The following is a 20,165-nucleotide window of genomic DNA, read 5'->3' as shown; positions in this document are numbered from 1 at the left end:
AAACCCCCGACAAAGATGTCGGGGGTTTTTCTGTGCTTATTCAGCCGGAGTTTCGTCGGTCTCTTCTTCAGTTGGGGCTCCTTCTTCAGGAGCTGGTTCCGTGTTGAGGATTTCATCCAATGCGCCTTCAAGTTCTTCGTCTTTGATGTCGATATTCGCTTCTTCCATCAACGCTGCAACTTTTGGAAGCAAGGTAGATTGATCCGCCTTGGACATGGCGATTTCAGAACGCAAAGCTTCACGCTGGTCTTCAAGCGGCTCTTGGCCTTCGACTTCGCGTATTTCAGTCACTTGGATAATGTGAAAACCGTGCTGGGATTGGACAGGTTCGCTGATCTCGTCGACTTCTAGGGAATAAGCCGCGTCTTCAAATTCAGGAACCATGGCGCCTGTCCCGAACCAGTCTAGGGAACCGCCGTTAGCGGCAGAGCCTGGATCGGTGGAATGTTCTTCCGCCACTTCAGCGAAATCTGCGCCTTCGTCAAGTTCCGCTTTCAATTCATTGGCTGTTTCTTCATCCGCCACCAGGATATGGCGCGCATTCAGTTCCGTTCCTTGGCGCTCGTACCGTTCTTCGATTTCTTCATCCGTCACTTCGACGTCTTCCGTCAATGCTTTTTCCTGAAGCAAGTTCAGGCGGATGACTTTTTTATAGCTTTCTTCTGTATGGTTGTTCTGGGCGAGAAATTGTTCGAAGTTTTCGCCCATTTCTTCTTTATTGCTCTCAAGCTCCGCTTCCACTTCTTCGTCTGACACTTCATAGTTTGCGCCCAATACTTTTTCAATCATCAGGATTTGGATGGCTTGATCGCCGACAGAAGTTTTCATTTCTTGGTATAGTTCTTCTTTTGTCACGTCTCCCGCATCGGAAGTGACGAGCACTTCGCTATCGGAACCATTGTCGCTGCATGCGGAAAGTGCAAGAACCGCTGCTGCGATGGAAAGGGTAAAGGCTGATTTCTTCATCAATGTTCGCTCCTAACTTTCTTTCAATCTAAGTTGAATTTATAGGTGTGGGCTGTTGATTTTTCGCAAAAGGATGAGAGTCGCAAGCGTTGTGCCGCGTGCTGTTTTTGCGTTTGTTTTCAATAGATGCCGTAGTTACTATATCATAAACGAATGAAAAAATAAAAAGTTCCAAAAAATTGCGAATCCGTTAAAGAGTGGGCGATTGCGAATGTTTCCATAGAAAAAGCACTTGCTCGGGCAAGTGCTTACGGGGTGAATTCAACCCCGACATATAATGTAAGAAGTAGAATGAGTATCAATATGTTAATGGTGCGAAAAATCTTTTCGTGGTTTTCTTCGGGAATTTCCCGGGATGTGACGAGTGCATATGTCATCCGATTGATCTGGAACACATAAAACACCGAAAAAATAACAACTAACGCGACTATCATGAGTTTCCTCCCCTCTGACCTTAACTTCCATTATAACAAAATGGAAAGAAAAAAGCAGGTCAGGCAATTGGCTGCGGCACCAGGATCTCAAATCCTGTATCGGTCTCTTCAATGAGTGCGTGCCGCGGCGAGCGCGCCAAATTACGGATGTAGATCAAATCCGTCACGGACAAAGCGCTGTGATACGCAAGCAAAATGGCGAAATAATGGCTATAGGCCGGCCAAATGATGCTCAGCGCGACAATGGTCGTGTTAATGACCGCAAAGGGCGCCACAAGCGCAAGCATGAAACGTGATTTCCGGACCGGTTCTTTAATATACAAAGAAATCGTCGGGCACAGCTTCAATTGTTTGCGCATGCTGATTTTCAGGCATTTGCGGCTTCCGAGTAAAGGCACAAGATGCAAAAGTTTATGGATAGGGTAGATCGCCAGCATCCCGATCATGAACAGCAAAAAGTTCTGGTCGGATAACGGGTTGGCATACATGATGGCCAGCAGCATGTAATAGCTGGTGAAAACCCCGGCGCCAATTAGCGCTGAAATGAAGAACAGGCGGTCAGAACCGTATTGTTTTTTGACGTTGATTGATTTCCAGCAATGCATATGCGTATCTCCCATTGATGTATAATTGTAACGAGCCGATACATACAATACAACGTTTCCTGAGGGAATGCAAGCTTCTTCGGCGAAATTTTTCACCGCGTTTTTCAGGCGTTTTTATTCTCGGTCAAAACATGGTTTTCCTCATTGAAACGGTTCTCGATGTTTTTGAATGAAGCTTCGAAAATCTCCATGAAATCATCGCCGTAAATATTGCGGATGATGGCCATGACATCCATGAATTCAGGGAATTTCCCGTATAGATTGCGGAGCGGGATAGAGCCGTCAACGACTGAGTGAGGCGTGTCGTGATAGCGTTCAATCATCTCCTGCATCAACTCTTCGCCTTTTTGCGTCAGTTCAACATATGTATTGCGTTTATCGGTATCGCGTTTCGAGAAGGACAGCAATTCGCGTTCTTCGAGTTTTTTTGAGAAATTGAATGCTGTTGAGACATGCATGACCCCGAATTTTGCCACATCGGAAATGGAGGCTCCTTTCAAATGGTAGGAAATCCATAAAATGTGATGTTCATTAATATTCAGGTCATAAGGTTTTATCCACATCTGCCAATCCTTCTCCACTGCTTTCCATAATGCTTTCGATAATTGCCCAATTCTTTGGCTGTACAGCATAGCTTCTTTCATTGTGTATTCTTTATCATTCACGCGAGCACCAACTTTCACCGGAAATATTTTCTTTATTATAGCAATAAAGCAAAGTGAATTAAAGTGAGAATAGTAAAATAATTTAGCCAAAAAAAAAAACAACCTGACCAATGGTGGTCAAGCTGTCTCGGAATCGTCCTTATTTTCCGCTTTTTTCGGGTCGATTTTCGTCGGTTTGTCTTTTTTCTTTTCTTCTTCATCTTTATCTTTGCTGATCGCCGCCTGCAACTGCTCGATGGAATTCTGGATCGCTTTGATCTCCAGCTGCAGATGCTCTTTCGCTGGCGCGGTGCCTTCCTGCCATGATTGAAGGGATGCTTTCAAGCCGTCCACCGCTTCTGGGACTTGTGTTTTCGATTCTTCTGTCAAGTGGTTGATCGATTCTTTCAATTCATTGATGCGGGCTTTCAGCTCATTCATCGATTCTTTCCATTCCGAGCCGCTCGATTTGATGGAAGTGCGCAATTCCTCACCGGATTTCGGAGTGGAGAGGATAGCTGTTACAGCACCGGCGATTAGGCCGGCACCCAGGCCTGCAAAAAAATTCGTAACTTTCATAAGTGTAAGCGCTCCTTTCGTCGTCTATCTTTCTTTTCCTTTATTTCACTTAATTAAAACATGGAATGAATGGCTATTCAATAAAAAATGCCTTTCCCTGTGAAAGGGAAAGGCATTTTACAGGCTGTCGAGAAAGTTAAAAGTCGTATTTTCCGAAGCTTATCGCACGACTCCGTGGGCTCGCGCCCAAGCCTCCTCAGCCGCTTCGCGCCTTGCGGGGTCTCGGTCGTCTCGTCGCTTACGCTGCTCCACTGGAAAGATAAGGTCGACCTACGGGAGACATTATCTTTGCGAAAGTAATGCGTAGCATTATTGAGCAGAAGGGTTTACGAGCGAACGCTTCTCCAAATACTGAGATAATTCGTTATTTTTAAATTGTGGAATAGCTTCACACTCTTTTCATTTATTGAAGATTATAGACTTCTTCAACACTCTGAAAAATGCCTTTCCCTATGAAAGGGAAAGGCATTTTAGAGATCAGCGAGCCTGCGCGGCTGTAGAACTTTGGAAGTTCGAGCGCTTCATGAGCCCCGTGACGATCGGGAACATGACCGCAAAGGCAACGCCATTCATAATGGTTGCCGGAACGACTACCGTTGCAAGCAGGAGCGTGAACGGGATGTCGGCGCCTAAGATGAAAATGGCGGCCGAGAGGAAAATAGCTCCTGACAGCACTGTCCCGAAGGCTGCGAGCGCAATGCCGACCGGCAGTTTGGCCGCATGCTTTTTCAATAACGACACGAGCGCAAAAAAGACGAATGCGGTCACAAACTTATCGATGATGTTCGGAAAAAAGCCTCCCGGAAAGCTTGAAAACAATCCGGAGATAATTCCGGTAGTGACAGCAAGCAAAAAGACGCTTTTCACGTCGCGGAACAGCAGGATGCCGATAAACATCATCGTCAGCATAAAGTCGGGTTTCATCCCGCCGTTGATGCCTGGGATCATCACGTACAATGTCGCACCGACGCTGACAAGCAGCGCCATTAACACAAGATTTTTCGTATTCATTTCTCATCTCTCCTCAGCTCAAGCTAGTTTCTTTTTCCCGGTCGTGCCCTCGTGGCCGCCGGCGAAAAACGTATTACGATCTTATCTTGTGCAGCACAGAAAATCAAGCCTCAGAGGCTAGCTTGGTTTTTACCTGTTCAGCAAGTTCCTGGATCTTCTCCGTGGTGTATTCTTTTTCTTTGGTTATCCATTTGGCGCCGAATCCATCACTTGCCCCGTAGCGCGGGATGAAATGCAGATGGAAATGGAACACGCTTTGCCCGGCTTTTGGGCCGTTGTTGTTCAACAAGTTCATGCCTTCGGGTTCAAAGGTCTCTTTGATGGCGCTGGCGATCTTCGGCGCTACGCCAAACAGCTGGCCGGCTTCCTCCGGTGTCATGTCGTAGACAAACTCGCGATGGGTTTTCGGGATCAGCAAGGTATGCCCTTTCGATAAAGGCATAATGTCCATAAAGGCATAGACATGCTCATCTTCGTACACTTTGACGCTCGGGATTTCCCCTGCAATGATTTTGCAAAAAATGCAGTTGCTCATAAACTCATCCTTTCTGTAATGGGTGGCCGTTCTTTTTTCAGTTTACCATATTCGGTGAGCCAGTCATTTGTCATTTCAGCTGGGGTCATGGAGTGTGCCAGTTACCGAAAGAATTCGCCACGCAGTTTTGATACAATAGTAAACGAAGAAAGAGGTGTTGAAAGTGGCAATATTGGAAGTAGAAAATTTAACGGGCGGCTATACGAGAAAGCCTGTATTAAAAGACGTGAGTTTTTCGATAGAAAAAGGAGAATTGGTCGGCTTGATTGGCTTGAACGGGGCTGGGAAGAGTACGACCATCAAGCACATCATTGGCATCATGCAGCCGAAATCCGGGACAATCCGCCTCAATGGCCGGACGTTTGAGGAAGACATCGACGCTTACCGTTCCGCATTTTCCTATATTCCGGAAACGCCGGTGCTGTACGAGGAATTGACATTGCGCGAACACCTTGAACTGACGGCGATGGCTTACGGCCTGGAGCAAGATGTGTTCGAACGGCGTTCTGCCGCTTTATTGAAGGAGTTCCGCATGGAAAAGCGGCTGAAATGGTTTCCGTCCCATTTCTCGAAAGGGATGCGCCAGAAAGTCATGATCATGAGTGCATTTCTTGTCGACCCCGATTTGTACATCATCGATGAACCCTTCGTCGGGCTCGACCCGCTCGGCATCAAATCGCTTCTCGACCAGATGGAGCAGCAAAAGCGCAGCGGCGCATCGGTGCTCATGTCGACCCATATCCTGTCGACTGCAGAACGCTATTGCGACCGCATTATCCTGCTCCACAACGGGCGCGTACGGGCAATCGGCACGATGCCGGAGCTGCGCCAGGCATTTGGCATGCCGGATGCCTCACTCGATGACCTGTATATTGCGATGACCGAGGATGACGACAATGAAGAACTTGCATGAAGTGTGGGACAAGCGGCTCCAGCGCTATACGAGGGAAGTCCAGAACTATTTAAAATTCATCGTCACCGGCCATATTGCCGTGGTCATGCTGTTCGCCATCGGGGCGGCCGGGTACGCCTATAGCGAGTGGGTGCAAAATGTCCCGCCGGAATTTCCGGCAGCGCTATTGATGGCGGTGTTGTTCGGTGCGCTATTGTCCTACAGCCCGCCGGTGACTTTATTGAAGCAGGCAGACGGGGTTTATTTACTGCCACTTGAAAGCCGGATCGATGAATATTTGAAACCGGCACTTCGCTGGACGTATGTGTCGCAGCTGTATTTGCCGATTGTCGTCTTCGTCGTTTCCTTGCCGCTCATCAACGCTTTATACGGCTTGCCCTCGTCTTATTTGATCGGGTTTCCGATTCTATTGCTGCTCGTAAAATGGTGGAATGTCAGGAGCGAATTCCACTGGCGAAAAGCAAGCGATGGCCATAAGGTCTGGCTTGAGCGCGCGGTCCGGTTCCTGCTTGTTGCCGGGTTTGCCTGGTCGTATGTCGACGGATGGATTCTCGTTGCGGCAGTCTTTTTGTTCGCGATGATTTTTTACGGCAAATGGCTGGAACGCCGTGCAGCGGGAAAAGCATTTCCTTACGGGCATTTCATCGAATTGGAAGAAAACCGCATGCTGCGTTTTTACCAATTCGCCAATTATTTCACCGACGTTCCGCATTTGAAAGGGAAAGTGAGGGAGCGCAGATGGCTCAACCCGGTGTACCGGTTGATCAAGAGCAAAGCATCCAATGCCCATTTGTATTTGGTGAGCCGGACGTTCATCCGTTCCGATGAGCTGTTCTTCCTGTGGGTACGGTTGACGCTGATCATCCTGGTCGGCGCTTGGCTCATCCCATTCCAAATCGCGATTGCTTTATTTGCCGGGGCCTTGGCGTTCGCCTCAACAATCCAATTATGGCAAGGCTTGAATCAATCCCAGCATTTCCGTATGGATCAATTATTCCCGCTGAGCACGCATAGCCGCGAAAAAGCGGTATGGAATTGGGTGCTTGCGGTCCAATTAATCCAAGCTGTAGCGGTATTGATCCTGCTGCTGGCACTCGGACAGTTTGCGACAGCGCTAATTATACTGGCAGTGATGGCTGTCGTTTCTGTTGTGACACTCGCAGGCGCCAGAAGAAAGTCAGCACAGCTCACTAAACGATAACAATCATAAAAAGGGCTGGAGAAATTTTATTTTCTCCAGCCCTTTTGCTATGTCGTTTATTCGTGGCAAGTGACCGCGGCTTTGCCAAGCGTTTTCGCGGCAATCAGCATGGCTTCTTCTTTAAAGTCGAACTTCGGGTGGTGGTGGGGATAGACTTCGCCGTCCGGCATCGCGCCTGTGAAGAAGAACGTGCCCGGAATCTCTTCGAGGTAATAAGCGAAATCCTCGCCACCCATTTGCGGCGGGCAATTGAAGACTTCCTCAACACCCGGCACATCTTCAGCGAGGTCTCTTAAGAACTCCGTTTCCTTTTCGTGGTTAACGACCGGCGGATAGCCGCGGTGGAATTTGAAGTCGATGTTGCTATTGGTCGCAATCGCGGTGCCTTTGGCAATGCGTTCCATTTCCTGCTCCACAAGGGTGCGTGTCTCTTCGGTGAAGGACCTGACCGTTCCGTTGAGTTTCGATTGGTCGGCAATAATGTTGAATGGGTTCTCCGCAATAAAGGAAGCGATTGTGAGTACTGCAGACTCGAGCGGGTCCACACGGCGTGCGACAAGTTGCTGCAGGCTGGTTACGAGCTGTGCGCCTGTCACGACGGCATCGACGGTTTCGTGTGGCATCGCGCCGTGGCCGCCGCGCCCTTGTACCGTGATTTCAAAGCGGTCCGCCGCTGCCATGATCGGGCCAGTCCGGTAATCGATCCGCCCGAATGGCGTCGTCGACCATAGATGCGTGCCGAAGATGACATCGACCCCATCAAGCGCCCCGTCTTCGATCATCGGCTTCGCGCCGCCCGGGGCAAGCTCTTCTGCGTGCTGGTGAATGAGGACATACGTGCCAGGAAGTTCATCGCGCAGGCCGTGGAGAATTTTGCCGAGAACGAGCAAAGTTGCCGTATGGCCGTCATGGCCGCAAGCATGGACGACGTTCGGGACTTTGGATTTATAGCTGGTTTCTTTCTGGTCCTGGATTGGCAGCGCGTCGAAATCGGCGCGCAGGGCGACTGTCTTGCCGGGCTTTCCGCCGCGGATCGTCGCGATGACACCATTGCCTCCGACGCCGTGGCGGATATCGACACCGAGATCTTCATAAAAATCGCGGATGTATTGAGCGGTTTTGGTTTCTTGGAATGACGGCTCCGGGTTCATGTGCAGGTGGCGGCGTATTTCCACCATCTCTGGGTAGGCGTTATCGAGTTCAGCAAATACCTTTTCAATCATTGGATCATATCCTTCCTGATTTTCTGCATTTTCTCTAGTTTAACACAGCAAAAAACAGAACGGGGAAGCCCCGTCCTGTCAGTAAGTGAAATTCAGATACGATGCGACGAAGTAGAGCAGCACGACCAAAATGGACGGCACACTATAGGCCCATGTGGAAGCGGTTTTCGGTCTGTAAAGCGAGAACATGACCAGCACGCTCATGACGAGCACGGCGCTGGCAATGATGGTGTTGGCCCCGGATACTTCGGCAAGGATGGAACCTTCCACATAGATCGGGTCCGACAAAGCCAAAATGACCATATTAAAGATATTGCTTCCGAGAACAGCGCCGACTGCCATGTTGACATTGGACAGGCGGAGCGCGACGAAGACCGAAATCGCTTCAGGGAGGGAAGTGGCAGCGGCCACCAGGAAACTGCCGACAAAGCTGGAGCCGATTCCCGTCACGACCGCAATTTCATCACCCGTGATGGAAAGGGCGGTCCCTGCCGCCATGATGACCAAAGCCACAAGCGCGAAGCGGAGGCCCGCATGTTTCGGCGATAGATGCGCACTCGGATTTTTCGGCGCTTTGGCATCAACTGGTTCATCGTCCATATCGATCGTATCCAAATTCGGCAATTTATTGATGATCAGCATGCCGACTATATACGTTATGCCGATTGCCAATGAATCGAGGCCGATTCCGAGGAATGTGACGTCGGTGCGGAGCCATAACGCCAATAGTAAGAGCACAATCAGGAAGATGCCCAGCAGGGAAGAATACGTGTGATCCTTGGATGCCCGCTCGAGCATGCGGCGGCGGTTCAACAGCAAATCAAATCCTGCCAAGATAAATAAATTGAACAAATTCGAGCCGATCATATTGCCGACTGCAATATCGGCATTGCCGATGGCAGCTGCCGAGAAGCTAGTGGAAATTTCTGGAAGGCTGGTAGCGCCTGCAAGCAAAAGCGTGCCGACCATCATGCCGCCCATCGCTGATTTTTCACTGATGACATCCGCATACTGGGACAGTTTGATGGCGGCGAAAACGGTAACGGCAGCAGCCAACAGAAAATAAATGAATACCAATAGATGTTCCTCCTAAATGGGTTTCTTCTATAAATATACAGCAAAACAGCCGGGCTGGCCGGCCGTTGGTTACTCGTCTTCTTCAGGCTTGGCTTTATACATGGTGACGTAAGAAGAACCGGAGAAGATATTGGCACGCGGTTTTTCCACTTCTTCCTGCGGCTTCTCAGCGTGCGCTTTGGCAAAGGCTTGCGATTCTTTCCATTTTTCATAGAATGCCGGCGATTCCCATTCAGTCAATACGACATACGTATCGGAATCGAGCGGCCGCAAGACGCGAAAAGCGACATATCCAGGCTCGTTCTCAATCGCTCCGGCACGGTTTTTGAAGCGGTGCTCAAAAACGGGGCGCCCTTCATCGGCGACCGGGATATTATTCATGACAAAAAACCCCTTTTCACGGAACTCGCCGGTGCCATCGACCACTTCGTAGCGGCGAGGGGTTTGGAAAATGGATTTACCTTCTGTTTCGTGCAATAGCAAAGTCGTGTTCTCGCCCTGCATCAGCACCATGGTTTCATCGGTATGCTTTTCACGCATTTTCTTCATGAAGTCGTAAGTTCCTGTTGTCATATAAATATTCATCGAAAAAGCCTCCTAATCGTCGGGATCCATTTTGAATTGCTACCTCACTTTTCCCTAAATTCCGGCGCTTGAAACAGAAGGTGTCAAATCGGTGAAGCCAATCGGGTCTAATTTATGACAATTGCCGCCGGATTCTATACAATAAGGGGCGGAGCGTCTATAGTATAGACGGATAATGAAGGATAAACTATAGCCGCAAAGACTGAAGGGATGAATAATTCATGACTTTTAATGATACGTATCTGCGCGCAGCGCGCGGGGAAAAGACCGACCATGTACCGGTATGGTATATGCGCCAGGCTGGGCGTTCACAGCCGGAATACCGCAAGATCAAAGAGAAATATTCTTTGGAAGAAATCACGCACCAGCCGGAACTTTGCGCTTATGTGACAAAATTGCCGGTCGACCAATATGATGTCGATGCAGCAATCCTCTACAAAGATATTGTGACACCGCTTCCAGCGATCGGCGTGGACGTTAAGATCAAGGCAGGCGTCGGGCCGGTCATCAGCAATCCGATCCGCACAAAAGCGGACATCGACCGCCTCGGGGAAATCAATCCAGAGCAGGATGTCGATTACGTGCTGAAGACGATCAAATTGCTGACGGAAGAGCAATTGAATGTGCCGCTTATCGGCTTTTCCGGTGCGCCATTTACGCTTGCGAGCTATATGATCGAAGGCGGCCCTTCGAGAAGCTACAACAAGACGAAAGCCATGATGGTTTCCGAACCGGAAATGTGGTTTGCGCTCATGGACAAGCTGGCGGACACCATCATTCCTTACGTGAAAGCACAGATCCATGCCGGTGCGAAAGCGATCCAGATTTTCGACTCATGGGTCGGCGCATTGAATGTGGAAGATTACCGTATCTTCATCAAGCCGGTCATGGACCGCATCTTTAAGGAAATTGGCGAAGAAGGCGTGCCGATGACAATCTTTGGTGTCGGTGCAAGCCATCTGGCAAATGAATGGCATGAGCTGCCAGTGGATGTCGTCGGCTTGGATTGGCGTTTGCCGATCACTGAAGCGCGGGAACGTGGTCTGACGAAAGCCTTGATGGGCAATTTCGACCCGTCTTATTTGCTGGCGGATTGGTCTGTCATTGAAGAACGCACGAAAAGAATTTTGGATATGGGCATGCAAAATGATGGCTATATTTTCAATCTTGGGCACGGGGTCTTCCCAGAAGTGCAGCCCGATACGCTGAAGCGTCTCACAGCATTTGTCCATGAGTACAGCGCAGCTTACAAAAAACAGAACTAACAAACTTTTGACGAGGTGATTGTGATGAAAAAGACAATGGGATTATTGGTGATGGCATATGGCACGCCCTATTCTGAAGATGACATCGAGCGCTATTACACGCATATCCGCCGCGGCCGCAAGCCGAGCGAAGAAGCATTGCAGGATTTGAAAGACCGCTACAAGGCGATCGGCGGCATTTCACCGCTGGCTAGAATCACGGAAGACCAGGCAAATGGCTTGTGCAAGCGCCTGAACGAACTACAGGATGATATCGAGTTTAAAATGTACCTCGGTTTGAAGCATATCGAGCCATTCGTGGAAGACGGCGTGGAAGAGATGAAAAAAGACGGCATCGAAGAAGCGATTTCAATCGTTCTTGCGCCGCATTTTTCGACCTTCTCCGTTAAATCCTATAACGGCCGTGCGAAAGAAACAGCCGATAAACTTGGCATCAAGCTGACTTCCGTGGAAAGCTGGTATACAGAACCGAAATTCATCCAATTCTGGAGCGAGAAAGTGAGCGCGGCATTTGCTGAAATGTCAGAAGAAGAACGCGCGAAAGCCTGCCTGATCGTTTCTGCACACTCCTTGCCGGAGAAAATCATCGCAAATGGCGACCCGTACCCGGACCAGTTGAAAGAAACAGCGGACTTGATCGCCGAAGCAGCGGGTGTCGAAAACTATGAAATCGGCTGGCAAAGCGCCGGGCAGACACCGGAGCCGTGGATCGGGCCGGATGTCCAGGATTTGACGCGCGAATTGCATGAAGAAAAAGGCTACAATTCATTCGTCTATACGCCAGTGGGCTTTATTACGGACCATTTGGAAGTGTTGTATGACAACGACTATGAATGCAAAGTGGTCTGCGATGAAATCGGCGCAACTTACCGCCGTCCGGAAATGCCGAATGTGGATCCGTTGTTTATCGACGGAATGGCCAATGTCGTGTTGAATAAATTGAACGAAAACTGATGCTGGCGAATCGTCCAGGATGCAAGCTTTGAACCGATAAACCGTCATCAAAACGCCGCTCAGCAGTCAACTGTGGCGGCGTTTTATCAATGAATGGGCAAAATTTTGGCCGGTGAGAGCAGTATGTGCCCACCGCGAGGAGGAAATGACATGAAAAAATGGATCGCGCTTATGCTGTTGACGCTGCTGCTGGCAGCATGCGGCGAAGAAGATTCATCGGCTGGTGCGGGCGAAATGCCGCAAGAAGTGGAAGTTGAGTTCAATACAGAAGAAACCGCCGACCCAGGCGAAGAAATACTGCTATCGGCTACGGTTACACAAGGTACCGAAGCAGTCGAAGATGCAGATGAAGTCGTTTTCGAAGTATGGCAATCAGGACACCGTGAACAGAGCGAGATGCTGGAAGGAAGCCATACGCAAAACGGGGTGTATGAGCATAGTTGGACGGTCGAAGAAGAAGGGCTGTATTTCATCCAAGCCCACACGACGGCCCGCCGCATGCACGTCATGCCAAAACTGGAATTGACCGTAGGCGACCCGGACCCGGAATCGATCATGCCTGACGACAGCGAAGATGCGGATGCCATGGAAAAGATGGGCCATTGATTTTCTGGTCTACCATCATTTGGCTGGAGTGCTGAACGATAGCTGAAAAGAAACGCATAAAAAAACGGCCGGAGAATGTCTCCGGCCGTTTCATTTGTTTAGATTTCATTACAGGTCTGGCAGTGATTGCCGTAGCACTCGTGCTGCTCTTCGATTTTCTCTCCGCAAGTGGCACACTGTTTCGGGGGCAAGTTCTTGAAGAATTCGACTACGTTTTCAATCATTTCTACCAGCTCCTTTTGTTATAGTACTGTAAGTGATAAACACAGTGTATTATAACAGTTTGGATCCGTCAACCCTCAACCGTGATTATTTTGAAAAATTCCGTTAAAATAAAGACAGTCACTAGTAAAAAAGGAGAGAGATCATGTATTTCGTAGATAATAAAGGCATTACCGACCCGCGCATCAACTTGGCCATCGAGGAATATTTATTGAAAACGATGGATGTCGACCAAAACCCGTTTCTGCTGTTCTATATCAACGAACCATCTATCATCATCGGGAAAAACCAGAACACGGCAGAGGAAATCAATACCGATTATGTGGATTCGAACGGTATCCACGTCGTCCGCCGGCTTTCAGGCGGAGGGGCCGTCTATCATGACCACGGCAATTTGAACTTCAGTTTCATCACAAAAGACGACGGCAACAGCTTCCGTGATTTCCGCAAGTTCACAGAACCGGTCGTCAAAGCCTTGCAGGATATGGGTGTCAACGCTGAACTTTCAGGGCGCAACGACCTTCTCGCTGAAGGGCGCAAGATTTCAGGCAATGCCCAGTTTGCGACAAGGGGCCGTATGTACAGCCACGGCACGTTGTTGTTCGATACGAAAATGGATGAAGTCGTGTCGGCTTTGAAGGTCAGCAAGGAAAAAATCGAATCGAAAGGCATCAAATCGATTCGCAGCCGCGTGGCGAATATTTCAGAATTCCTGGACCAGGAAATGTCGGTCGAACAATTCCGGGCAACCTTGCTTCATTCGATTTTTGACGGTGAAGAAAATGTGCGCTTCTGGGAACTCACCGATGAAGATTGGAGCAATATTCACGAATTGTCGGAAGAGCGCTACGCCAATTGGCATTGGAATTACGGGAAGTCACCGAAATTTAACATTAAGCATTCCCACCGTTTCCCGGTCGGCGGCATTGATGTCCGTCTCCAAGTGGAAAAAGGCATCGTCCAGGAAGCGCATATCTACGGCGATTTCTTCGGTGTCGGCGACGTAGCGGAAATCGAACAGGCACTCACCGGTGTGAAATACGAACGCGCTGCGCTCGCTGAAGCGATCGAAGGAATCGACATCCCGAAATTGCTCGGCGGAATCACGACAGAAGATTTCCTTAAGTTGATTTATTAAGATTTTTTGCGGAGCCTGCTTTCGAGCAGGCTCTTTTGTTAGAATAGAAAGAAACGGAAGGGGGAAGGAACATGGGTGAACAGCGGATATTCATTGTAGAAGATGATGCGAAGATCGCTTCGCTGTTATCGGACACATTACGCAAATATCATTACCAAGTGGAAACCGCGAAAGATTTCGACCGCATCTTGGAGGAGTTCGCTGCCTTTGACCCCCATTTGATTCTTTTGGATATCAATTTGCCTTCTTATGACGGCTATTACTGGTGCCGGCAGTTGAGGCTGCAGACAACTTGCCCGATCTTGTTCATTTCCGCCAGGTCAGGCGAAATGGACCAGGTATTCGCACTGGAAAATGGCGGCGATGATTTCATTACGAAACCTTTCCATTACGAAATCGTCCTTGCAAAAATAAGAAGCCATTTAAGAAGGGCTTATGGGGAATATGCGCCGAAACAAGAAGAGCGTACGGTTCGTGCGGGACGCCTCGTCTTATATATGGAGCGGCTTGAATTGCACTGCCGGGAAACGGAAATCCCGCTTCAGAAAAAAGAAAGCACGATTTTGGAATTGTTGATTGCCGCGTATCCGAAAGTGGTGACGCGCGAGCAATTGCTAGAAGAGCTATGGGATGACCAGGCGTTCGTCGATGAAAACACATTGAATGTCAATATGGCCCGTGTTCGCAAGAAATTGACGGATTACGGTATCCAGAGTTTCATTGAAACGGTGCGCGGCGCCGGTTACCGGTTGGTCCTCGGCAGGGAGGAGCAATGATGCTGCGGTTATTCTTGCGTGAACATGCCGCATTTATCGTCTTTCAGATCCTGCTTGTCGGGTTCATCCTCGTGCTTTACTGGCTCGATGGATTCCGCAATACAGACACGGCCATCTATTCATTCATCATCAGCTTATTGCTGTTGGCCAGTTTTCTTGGTGTGCGTTTTGCGATGCGCTACCGTTATTATGAGCGCCTGCTGAGCGACCCGCCCAATATGGAGCACGCCTTGCAGCGGGAAGGGCGTTCGGCTGAAACGGTTCAGACGGAACTGTATATGCAGAAATTGTATCGCCTTTATCAATACGAAGTGCAGTCGCTTTACGCAGGGCAGACGCGCCACCTGCAATTCATCAATCAATGGGTGCACCAAATGAAGACGCCGCTATCGGTGATGCATTTGTTATTGCAGGAGCCGGAAGAACTGGATAAGGCGAGCATCCGCGAAGAAGTGGACCGCCTGCGCGCAGGGCTTGACACCGTATTGATGAACGCCCGCCTCGATACATTCGAGCAGGACATGCAAATCGAGCAAGCGTCGCTGCGGGGGATGGTGTCCGAAATGGTGACGGAAAACAAGCGCTTGTTCATCTCGCGCCGCGTTTATCCGGAAATCGATATCGACGAACGTTACCAAGTGGCGACAGACCGAAAATGGATGAAATTCATCATCGGTCAATTGCTGACGAATGCGGTGAAATACACATTCGAAGAAAACAAGAAACTATATATCCGGGCCAGCTGCCTAGAAGGCACCATTACCTTGTCGGTGCAGGATGAAGGCATCGGGATCCCGCCATCGGATTTGCCGCGTGTCACTAAAGCTTTCTTTACGGGAGAGAATGGGCGCTTGAGCGGTGAGTCGACCGGGATGGGGCTGTATCTGGCGCAGGAAGTGTGCAACCGGCTCGGGCATGAACTGGAAATCGCTTCATCGCCAAGAGAAGGGACGACCGTATCGATCGTCTTTCCTTATCAGGAACAGAATGTAGGGGGATCAACATGACAGTAGTGAAAATCGATGAAGTGACGAAAGTCTATGAAGGAAAAGTGACGCATCGTGCATTGAACCAATTAAGCTTCGAAGTGGAAAAAGGGGAATTCCTTGCAGTGATGGGCCCTTCAGGAAGCGGCAAGACGACGCTATTGAACTTGATTTCAACAATCGATTCATTGACTTCTGGCACCATCCTCATCAACGGCATCAATCCGCATTCTTTGGATAAAGATGAATTGCCGCTGTTTCGGCGGCGCCAGCTCGGGTTTGTCTTCCAGGATTTCAATTTGCTGCAGATGCTGACCGTTGAGGAAAATTTGGTGCTGCCGCTGACGCTCGACGGCATGCCGGTCAAGGAAATGGAAAGCCGCGTCCAGGAATTGGCGGAAAGGCTTCACTTGCAGCCGTTTCTCCATAAGAAGCCGAATGAAATTTCCGGCGGGGAAGCGCAGCGTACGGCGATCGGCCGCGCACTCATCCACCGGCCGGCGCTCATACTCGCCGACGAACCGACCGGAAATCTCGATTCAAAAGCCTCCAAGGATGTGCTCGAGCTGTTGAGTGGCTTGAGCCGTGAAGAAGGGACGACGATCATCATGGTGACTCACGACCCAATCGCAGCGAGCTATTGCGACCGTGTGCTGTTCATCAAGGACGGCGAATTTTTCAACGAAATTTACGGAGATGACCGACGCCAAACCTTCTACCAAAAAATCCTCAATGTGCTATCTCTATTGGGAGGCTCCGTCAATGACCTTTCGCCAACTCGCCTTCCGTAACGTTTTCAGGAATTTGAGAAGCTACGCAGCCTTCCTATTGGCCAGCGTCTTCTCGGTCATGGTGTTCTTTATTTACTCGATGTTCATCTTCCATCCGTTATTCGAAGAAGAAGGATTTCGCGTGCTGGCCGTTCGCGGCATGTTCATTGCGGAAATCGTGCTGTATATTTTCACGCTATTTTTCCTGTTCTATTCCTTAAGCGCATTTTTACAGGCACGCACGAAAGAATTCGGCGTCTTGATGCATCTTGGGATGAGCAAGAAGCAGCTTAATAAATTGGTGTTTTTCGAGACGATGATCCTCGGCGGCCTGTCGACAGCGGCGGGCATCGTCTTCGGTTTCGCGTTCACAAAATTCTTTTTCATGATCGGCCGAGAGATCATGCAATTGGAAGAATTGCCGCTGTATTTCTCCTGGAAGCCGTTTGTCCTGACCATCGGCGCTTTCGCCAGTTTGTTCATCATCATCTCGATTATCAGCGTATCCTTTATCCGTACGAAACGCGTCGTCGATTTACTGGTAGGCTTTTGGAAGACCGAGGAGGAAGCGGAATATTCTCCGGCTTTGTCGGCATTCGGGCTGGTGCTATTAGGCATTGCGTATTTTTTGGCGGCGACAGTGTCCGACCGCACCGTTTACATCATGGTGTTCATCGTACCTCCGCTCGCGACAATCGGCACGTATCTGTTTTTCACGCATTCGATCCATACTTTCCTTCAATTGTACAAGAAGCGCCGCAGCATCTATTGGCATAAAACACGGCTCGTGTCGCTTGCCGAAGCGGCGGTCAAGTTAAAGGACAGCGCGCAAATGTTCTTTATCGTGACCATCGTCTCGACCGTCGCTTTCCTGACGGTCGGCACACTGGCCTCGTTCACTTCCTATACAGCGGAGTTTCGCCAAAGCAACCCGCTCGGCCTCATCTATGTCTCTTTTGAAGGCAATACGCTTGAACAGCAGCAATTGGGCCAGTTGAAGCGCGAACTCGAACAACAAGAGCTTGCCTATACGCTCGTGCCTTTGGAAGTGAAGCGGCAAACATCGAGCGCAAGCGGCAATGACGTCGACATCATGTCCTTGTCGCAGTTCAATCGCCTTGCTGTGGCGCTCGGCCATGAACCGGCGAGGCTTCAAACCGGTGAAGCGATGTTCGTGCCGTTTTCCCAGGAATCGTTGCGTGAACTGCAAAAAAGTTACGCCGAGACGGAATTGGTGGAAAGCGGGGTGGAACTGACGATCGGCCAGACCTACCCGCAAGTGCTGTTTCCGGCGCATACCCTGAACGCCAATACGATCATCATGAACAATGAAGATTTCAGCAAAGTCGATGAACCGTTGATGGGTTACCCACGAGGCGCATCGGACTTCCGCTATTATGCCTTCCATGTGCCGGATTGGACAGAGACCGTCTCGATCGGCGAAAACGTCCGCTATCCGATCAGCGAGGCGATGGTCAGCGGGAATTTTGCCGGTCTCAATTATTATTTTGAGAATCCGGGATACGAATACCGCTGGTTCAAATCGTCCTTTGCGCTGTTATTGTTCATCGGTTTGATGGTGGCGGCGGTGTTCCTGTTGGCTGCCGGAAGCTTCATTTATTTCAAATTGTATACCGGGCTTGAGCGCGACCGCAGGCAATACCAATTGATGGTGCGTCTTGGGATGACGGAGCGGGAACTCGGAAGAATCGTCAATCGCCAGCTTGTGCCGCTGTTTTTCCTTCCTTGGGCGCTGGCGCTGCTTCACAGTGCTTTTGCGTTCATCTCGCTCCAAGTCGTTTGGGATGAGTTTGCGGAGCTGTCGATTTTATCCGAGATGGCGATTGTGCTCGGCGGTTTCACGCTCATGCAGATCCTTTATTTCTTCTTGATCCGCTGGCGCTATATCGCGCATTTGAAAGCTTATTGAATCAAACGAGCCGCCGGTTAATTCCGGCGGCTTTTTATTGGGTATTTTTGGCGGGTAGTTGTATTGTCTGAAGATTTATTTTATAATGAAAAAAGTAAATATGAATGAGTATTCATTCAACAGAAAGAGGGATATTCAATGAATTTGGGAGAACGTGTTCACGAAATTGCACAACAGGAAGCTGGACGAGTTGCCTATACGTTCATGGGCAAAGATACGACTTACGGCGAATTCGACCAATCGGTGTCGAAATTTGCTGGTGCATTGCAGGAACTCGGTGTGGAAAAAGGGGACCACGTCGCATTTCTTTTAAGCAATACCCCGCATTTTCTCATTTCGCTATATGCCACGTTGCGGCTGGGCGCGACAGCTGTCCCGGTCAACCCGATTTACAGCCCGGATGAAATCGCTTACATAGTTAATAATAGCGACGCCAAAGTGGTCATAGCGCTCGACGCTTTGCTGCCACTTGTGGAAAAAGCGCATCAGGCTTTGCCGGCAGTGGAAACATACGTCATTTGCGAGACGGATCCAGCGACTGCTGAGAAAATGGCGCAATTGCCGGAAGCGGTAAAAGGAAAAGTCCGTTCGTTCACACAGCTTCTTACAGCTTCTGCTGCTTTTGAGGGGACTGCAGATATTTCACAGGATGACAATGCCGTCATTCTCTATACGTCCGGGACGACCGGAAAGCCAAAAGGCGCGATGCTGACGCATGGAAATCTCTATTCCAACGCGCGGGATGTCGCGGAATATCTCCAGATCACGCCGGATGACCGCGTGGTGGCGACGCTGCCGGTGTTCCATGTATTCGCACTAACGGTCGTCGTCAATGCGCCGCTTATGCAAGGCGCGACAATTGTCCTCGTTCCGCGTTTTACGCCGCAGGAGGTATTCGCTGCGACGAAAGCGACGAAAGCGACGGTCTTTGCGGGAGTGCCGACGATGTTCAATTTCATGTACCAATTGCCGGATGTGGACCCAGCCGATTTCGCTTCTGTACGTTTGGCGATTTCCGGGGGATCTGCGATGCCAGTCGCGTTGCTTCATAACTTCGAAGATAAGTTCAATGTGCGGATCTCCGAAGGCTACGGCTTGTCCGAAGCTTCGCCGGTCACGTGCTTCAATCCGATTGACCGCGAACGAAAAGCCGGATCGATCGGCACATCGATCATCAATGTCGAAAACAAAGTCGTCAATGAACTTGGTGAGGACGTGCCGGTCGGGGAAGTGGGCGAGTTGATTGTCCGTGGACCGAACGTCATGAAAGGCTATTACAAGATGCCGGAGGAAACCCAGGCAGCGATCAAAGACGGCTGGCTTTACACAGGGGATCTGGCGAAAGTCGATGAAGAAGGCTATTTCTACATTGTTGACCGCAAAAAAGACATGATCATCGTCGGCGGCTATAATGTCTATCCGCGCGAAGTGGAAGAAGTGCTATTCGCCCATCCGGCGATTGTCGAAGCGGCCGTAGTCGGCTTGCCGGACGCTGATTTCGGCGAGTCGGTGAACGCTTATGTCGTCTTGAAAGACGATGCGGTTTCGATTGAAGAACTGCAGGCATATTGCGCAGAGCATTTAGCGAAATATAAAGTGCCTCGCCATATGGAGATCCTGGATGAATTGCCGAAAAACACGACCGGCAAAATCCTGCGCCGTTCACTGAAAGACCAGGCCGTAAAAAAATAACCATGCACCGCTTTCCGCTTTCGGCGGGAAGCGGTTTTTGTTTATATTGGAAA

Annotated in this window: 22 protein-coding genes; 11 read left to right on the top strand and 11 right to left on the bottom strand. The window is 49.7% G+C overall.

Going from position 1 to position 20,165, the window contains the following annotated elements:
* Window positions 1–36: 36 nt before the first annotated feature.
* The 7 genes from AB9R92_RS03595 to AB9R92_RS03565 form a co-directional block, all read right to left on the bottom strand.
* Window positions 37–966, bottom strand: a complete 930-nt coding sequence (locus AB9R92_RS03595; protein WP_370668147.1) for a peptidylprolyl isomerase — start codon at window positions 964–966, stop codon at window positions 37–39.
* Window positions 967–1,214: 248 nt separating this feature from the next.
* Window positions 1,215–1,400, bottom strand: a complete 186-nt coding sequence (locus AB9R92_RS03590; RefSeq protein ID WP_370668146.1) for a hypothetical protein — start codon at window positions 1,398–1,400, stop codon at window positions 1,215–1,217.
* Window positions 1,401–1,459: 59 nt separating this feature from the next.
* Window positions 1,460–2,005, bottom strand: coding sequence for a DUF3267 domain-containing protein (locus AB9R92_RS03585; protein ID WP_370668145.1), 546 nt, complete (start codon window positions 2,003–2,005; stop codon window positions 1,460–1,462).
* A 104-nt stretch (window positions 2,006–2,109) separates the two neighbouring features.
* Window positions 2,110–2,670, bottom strand: a complete 561-nt coding sequence (locus AB9R92_RS03580) for an HTH-type transcriptional regulator Hpr (RefSeq protein ID WP_370668144.1) — start codon at window positions 2,668–2,670, stop codon at window positions 2,110–2,112.
* Window positions 2,671–2,787: 117 nt separating this feature from the next.
* The gene (locus AB9R92_RS03575) at window positions 2,788–3,228 is read right to left on the bottom strand and encodes a YtxH domain-containing protein (protein ID WP_370668143.1); all 441 of its coding nucleotides are present in this window, start codon (window positions 3,226–3,228) and stop codon (window positions 2,788–2,790) included.
* Window positions 3,229–3,705: 477 nt separating this feature from the next.
* Entirely contained in the window at window positions 3,706–4,239 is a 534-nt protein-coding gene (locus tag AB9R92_RS03570) for a tryptophan transporter (protein WP_370668142.1), read from the bottom strand.
* Between the two features lie 103 nt (window positions 4,240–4,342).
* Window positions 4,343–4,774 (bottom strand): HIT family protein, encoded by a 432-nt coding sequence (locus AB9R92_RS03565; RefSeq protein ID WP_370668141.1) that lies wholly within the window; start codon window positions 4,772–4,774, stop codon window positions 4,343–4,345.
* A 163-nt stretch (window positions 4,775–4,937) separates the two neighbouring features.
* Here AB9R92_RS03565 and AB9R92_RS03560 point away from each other — a divergent pair, with 163 nt between their 5' ends.
* Together AB9R92_RS03560 and AB9R92_RS03555 are read left to right on the top strand one after the other, a co-directional pair.
* Entirely contained in the window at window positions 4,938–5,687 is a 750-nt protein-coding gene (locus tag AB9R92_RS03560) for an ABC transporter ATP-binding protein (protein ID WP_370668140.1), read from the top strand.
* Window positions 5,671–6,888 (top strand): ABC transporter permease, encoded by a 1,218-nt coding sequence (locus tag AB9R92_RS03555; protein ID WP_370668139.1) that lies wholly within the window; start codon window positions 5,671–5,673, stop codon window positions 6,886–6,888. Before AB9R92_RS03560 ends, AB9R92_RS03555 begins: the two co-directional genes overlap by 17 nt.
* Window positions 6,889–6,944: 56 nt before the next feature.
* On the opposite strand, the gene AB9R92_RS03550 is transcribed toward AB9R92_RS03555, so the two are convergent.
* The 3 genes from AB9R92_RS03550 to AB9R92_RS03540 form a co-directional block, all read right to left on the bottom strand.
* Complete coding sequence (locus AB9R92_RS03550; RefSeq protein WP_370668138.1) at window positions 6,945–8,111, bottom strand: M20 family metallopeptidase; 1,167 nt, start codon at window positions 8,109–8,111, stop codon at window positions 6,945–6,947.
* Between the two features lie 78 nt (window positions 8,112–8,189).
* On the bottom strand, window positions 8,190–9,188 hold the full coding sequence (locus tag AB9R92_RS03545; protein WP_370668137.1) for a sodium:calcium antiporter: 999 nt from the start codon (window positions 9,186–9,188) through the stop codon (window positions 8,190–8,192).
* Window positions 9,189–9,257: 69 nt separating this feature from the next.
* Window positions 9,258–9,773: an antibiotic biosynthesis monooxygenase family protein gene (locus AB9R92_RS03540; protein WP_370668136.1), complete on the bottom strand. Its 516-nt coding sequence runs from the start codon at window positions 9,771–9,773 to the stop codon at window positions 9,258–9,260.
* 221 nt (window positions 9,774–9,994) lie between these two features.
* On the opposite strand from AB9R92_RS03540, the gene hemE reads away from it, so the two are divergent.
* From hemE to AB9R92_RS03525, 3 genes are all read left to right on the top strand, one after another.
* The gene (gene hemE, locus AB9R92_RS03535; RefSeq protein ID WP_370668135.1) at window positions 9,995–11,038 is read left to right on the top strand and encodes a uroporphyrinogen decarboxylase; all 1,044 of its coding nucleotides are present in this window, start codon (window positions 9,995–9,997) and stop codon (window positions 11,036–11,038) included.
* Between the two features lie 21 nt (window positions 11,039–11,059).
* Window positions 11,060–11,992 carry a ferrochelatase gene (gene hemH, locus AB9R92_RS03530; RefSeq protein ID WP_370668134.1) on the top strand — a complete coding sequence of 311 codons (933 nt, stop codon included), beginning with the start codon at window positions 11,060–11,062 and terminating at the stop codon, window positions 11,990–11,992.
* 150 nt (window positions 11,993–12,142) lie between these two features.
* A complete protein-coding gene (locus tag AB9R92_RS03525; RefSeq protein WP_370668133.1) occupies window positions 12,143–12,598 on the top strand; it encodes a FixH family protein in 456 nt (151 codons plus the stop codon).
* 98 nt (window positions 12,599–12,696) lie between these two features.
* Here the strand turns inward: AB9R92_RS03525 and yhfH are convergent, their stop codons facing one another.
* The gene (yhfH, locus tag AB9R92_RS03520) at window positions 12,697–12,822 is read right to left on the bottom strand and encodes a protein YhfH (RefSeq protein WP_083509120.1); all 126 of its coding nucleotides are present in this window, start codon (window positions 12,820–12,822) and stop codon (window positions 12,697–12,699) included.
* A 143-nt stretch (window positions 12,823–12,965) separates the two neighbouring features.
* Here yhfH and lplA point away from each other — a divergent pair, with 143 nt between their 5' ends.
* The 6 genes from lplA to AB9R92_RS03490 all read left to right on the top strand — a co-directional run bounded on the left by lplA (window position 12,966) and on the right by AB9R92_RS03490 (window position 20,112).
* On the top strand, window positions 12,966–13,958 hold the full coding sequence (gene lplA / locus AB9R92_RS03515; RefSeq protein WP_370668132.1) for a lipoate--protein ligase: 993 nt from the start codon (window positions 12,966–12,968) through the stop codon (window positions 13,956–13,958).
* 71 nt (window positions 13,959–14,029) lie between these two features.
* The gene (locus tag AB9R92_RS03510; protein WP_370668131.1) at window positions 14,030–14,734 is read left to right on the top strand and encodes a winged helix-turn-helix domain-containing protein; all 705 of its coding nucleotides are present in this window, start codon (window positions 14,030–14,032) and stop codon (window positions 14,732–14,734) included.
* Window positions 14,734–15,741 (top strand): sensor histidine kinase, encoded by a 1,008-nt coding sequence (locus AB9R92_RS03505; RefSeq protein ID WP_370668130.1) that lies wholly within the window; start codon window positions 14,734–14,736, stop codon window positions 15,739–15,741. The genes AB9R92_RS03510 and AB9R92_RS03505 overlap by 1 nt, the downstream gene beginning before the upstream one ends.
* On the top strand, window positions 15,738–16,511 hold the full coding sequence (locus tag AB9R92_RS03500) for an ABC transporter ATP-binding protein (protein WP_370668129.1): 774 nt from the start codon (window positions 15,738–15,740) through the stop codon (window positions 16,509–16,511). The genes AB9R92_RS03505 and AB9R92_RS03500 overlap by 4 nt, the downstream gene beginning before the upstream one ends.
* The gene (locus tag AB9R92_RS03495) at window positions 16,483–18,420 is read left to right on the top strand and encodes an FtsX-like permease family protein (RefSeq protein ID WP_370668128.1); all 1,938 of its coding nucleotides are present in this window, start codon (window positions 16,483–16,485) and stop codon (window positions 18,418–18,420) included. Before AB9R92_RS03500 ends, AB9R92_RS03495 begins: the two co-directional genes overlap by 29 nt.
* Before the next feature lie 138 nt (window positions 18,421–18,558).
* Window positions 18,559–20,112, top strand: coding sequence for a fatty acid--CoA ligase family protein (locus AB9R92_RS03490; RefSeq protein WP_370668127.1), 1,554 nt, complete (start codon window positions 18,559–18,561; stop codon window positions 20,110–20,112).
* Window positions 20,113–20,165 lie beyond the last annotated feature (53 nt).

The sequence above is a fragment of the Planococcus sp. SSTMD024 genome, assembly GCF_041320495.1.
Taxonomy (GTDB): Bacteria; Bacillota; Bacilli; order Bacillales_A; family Planococcaceae; genus Planococcus.
Note: the sequence above shows the minus strand (reverse complement) of the source record. Positions and strands in the feature narration are given on the sequence as shown.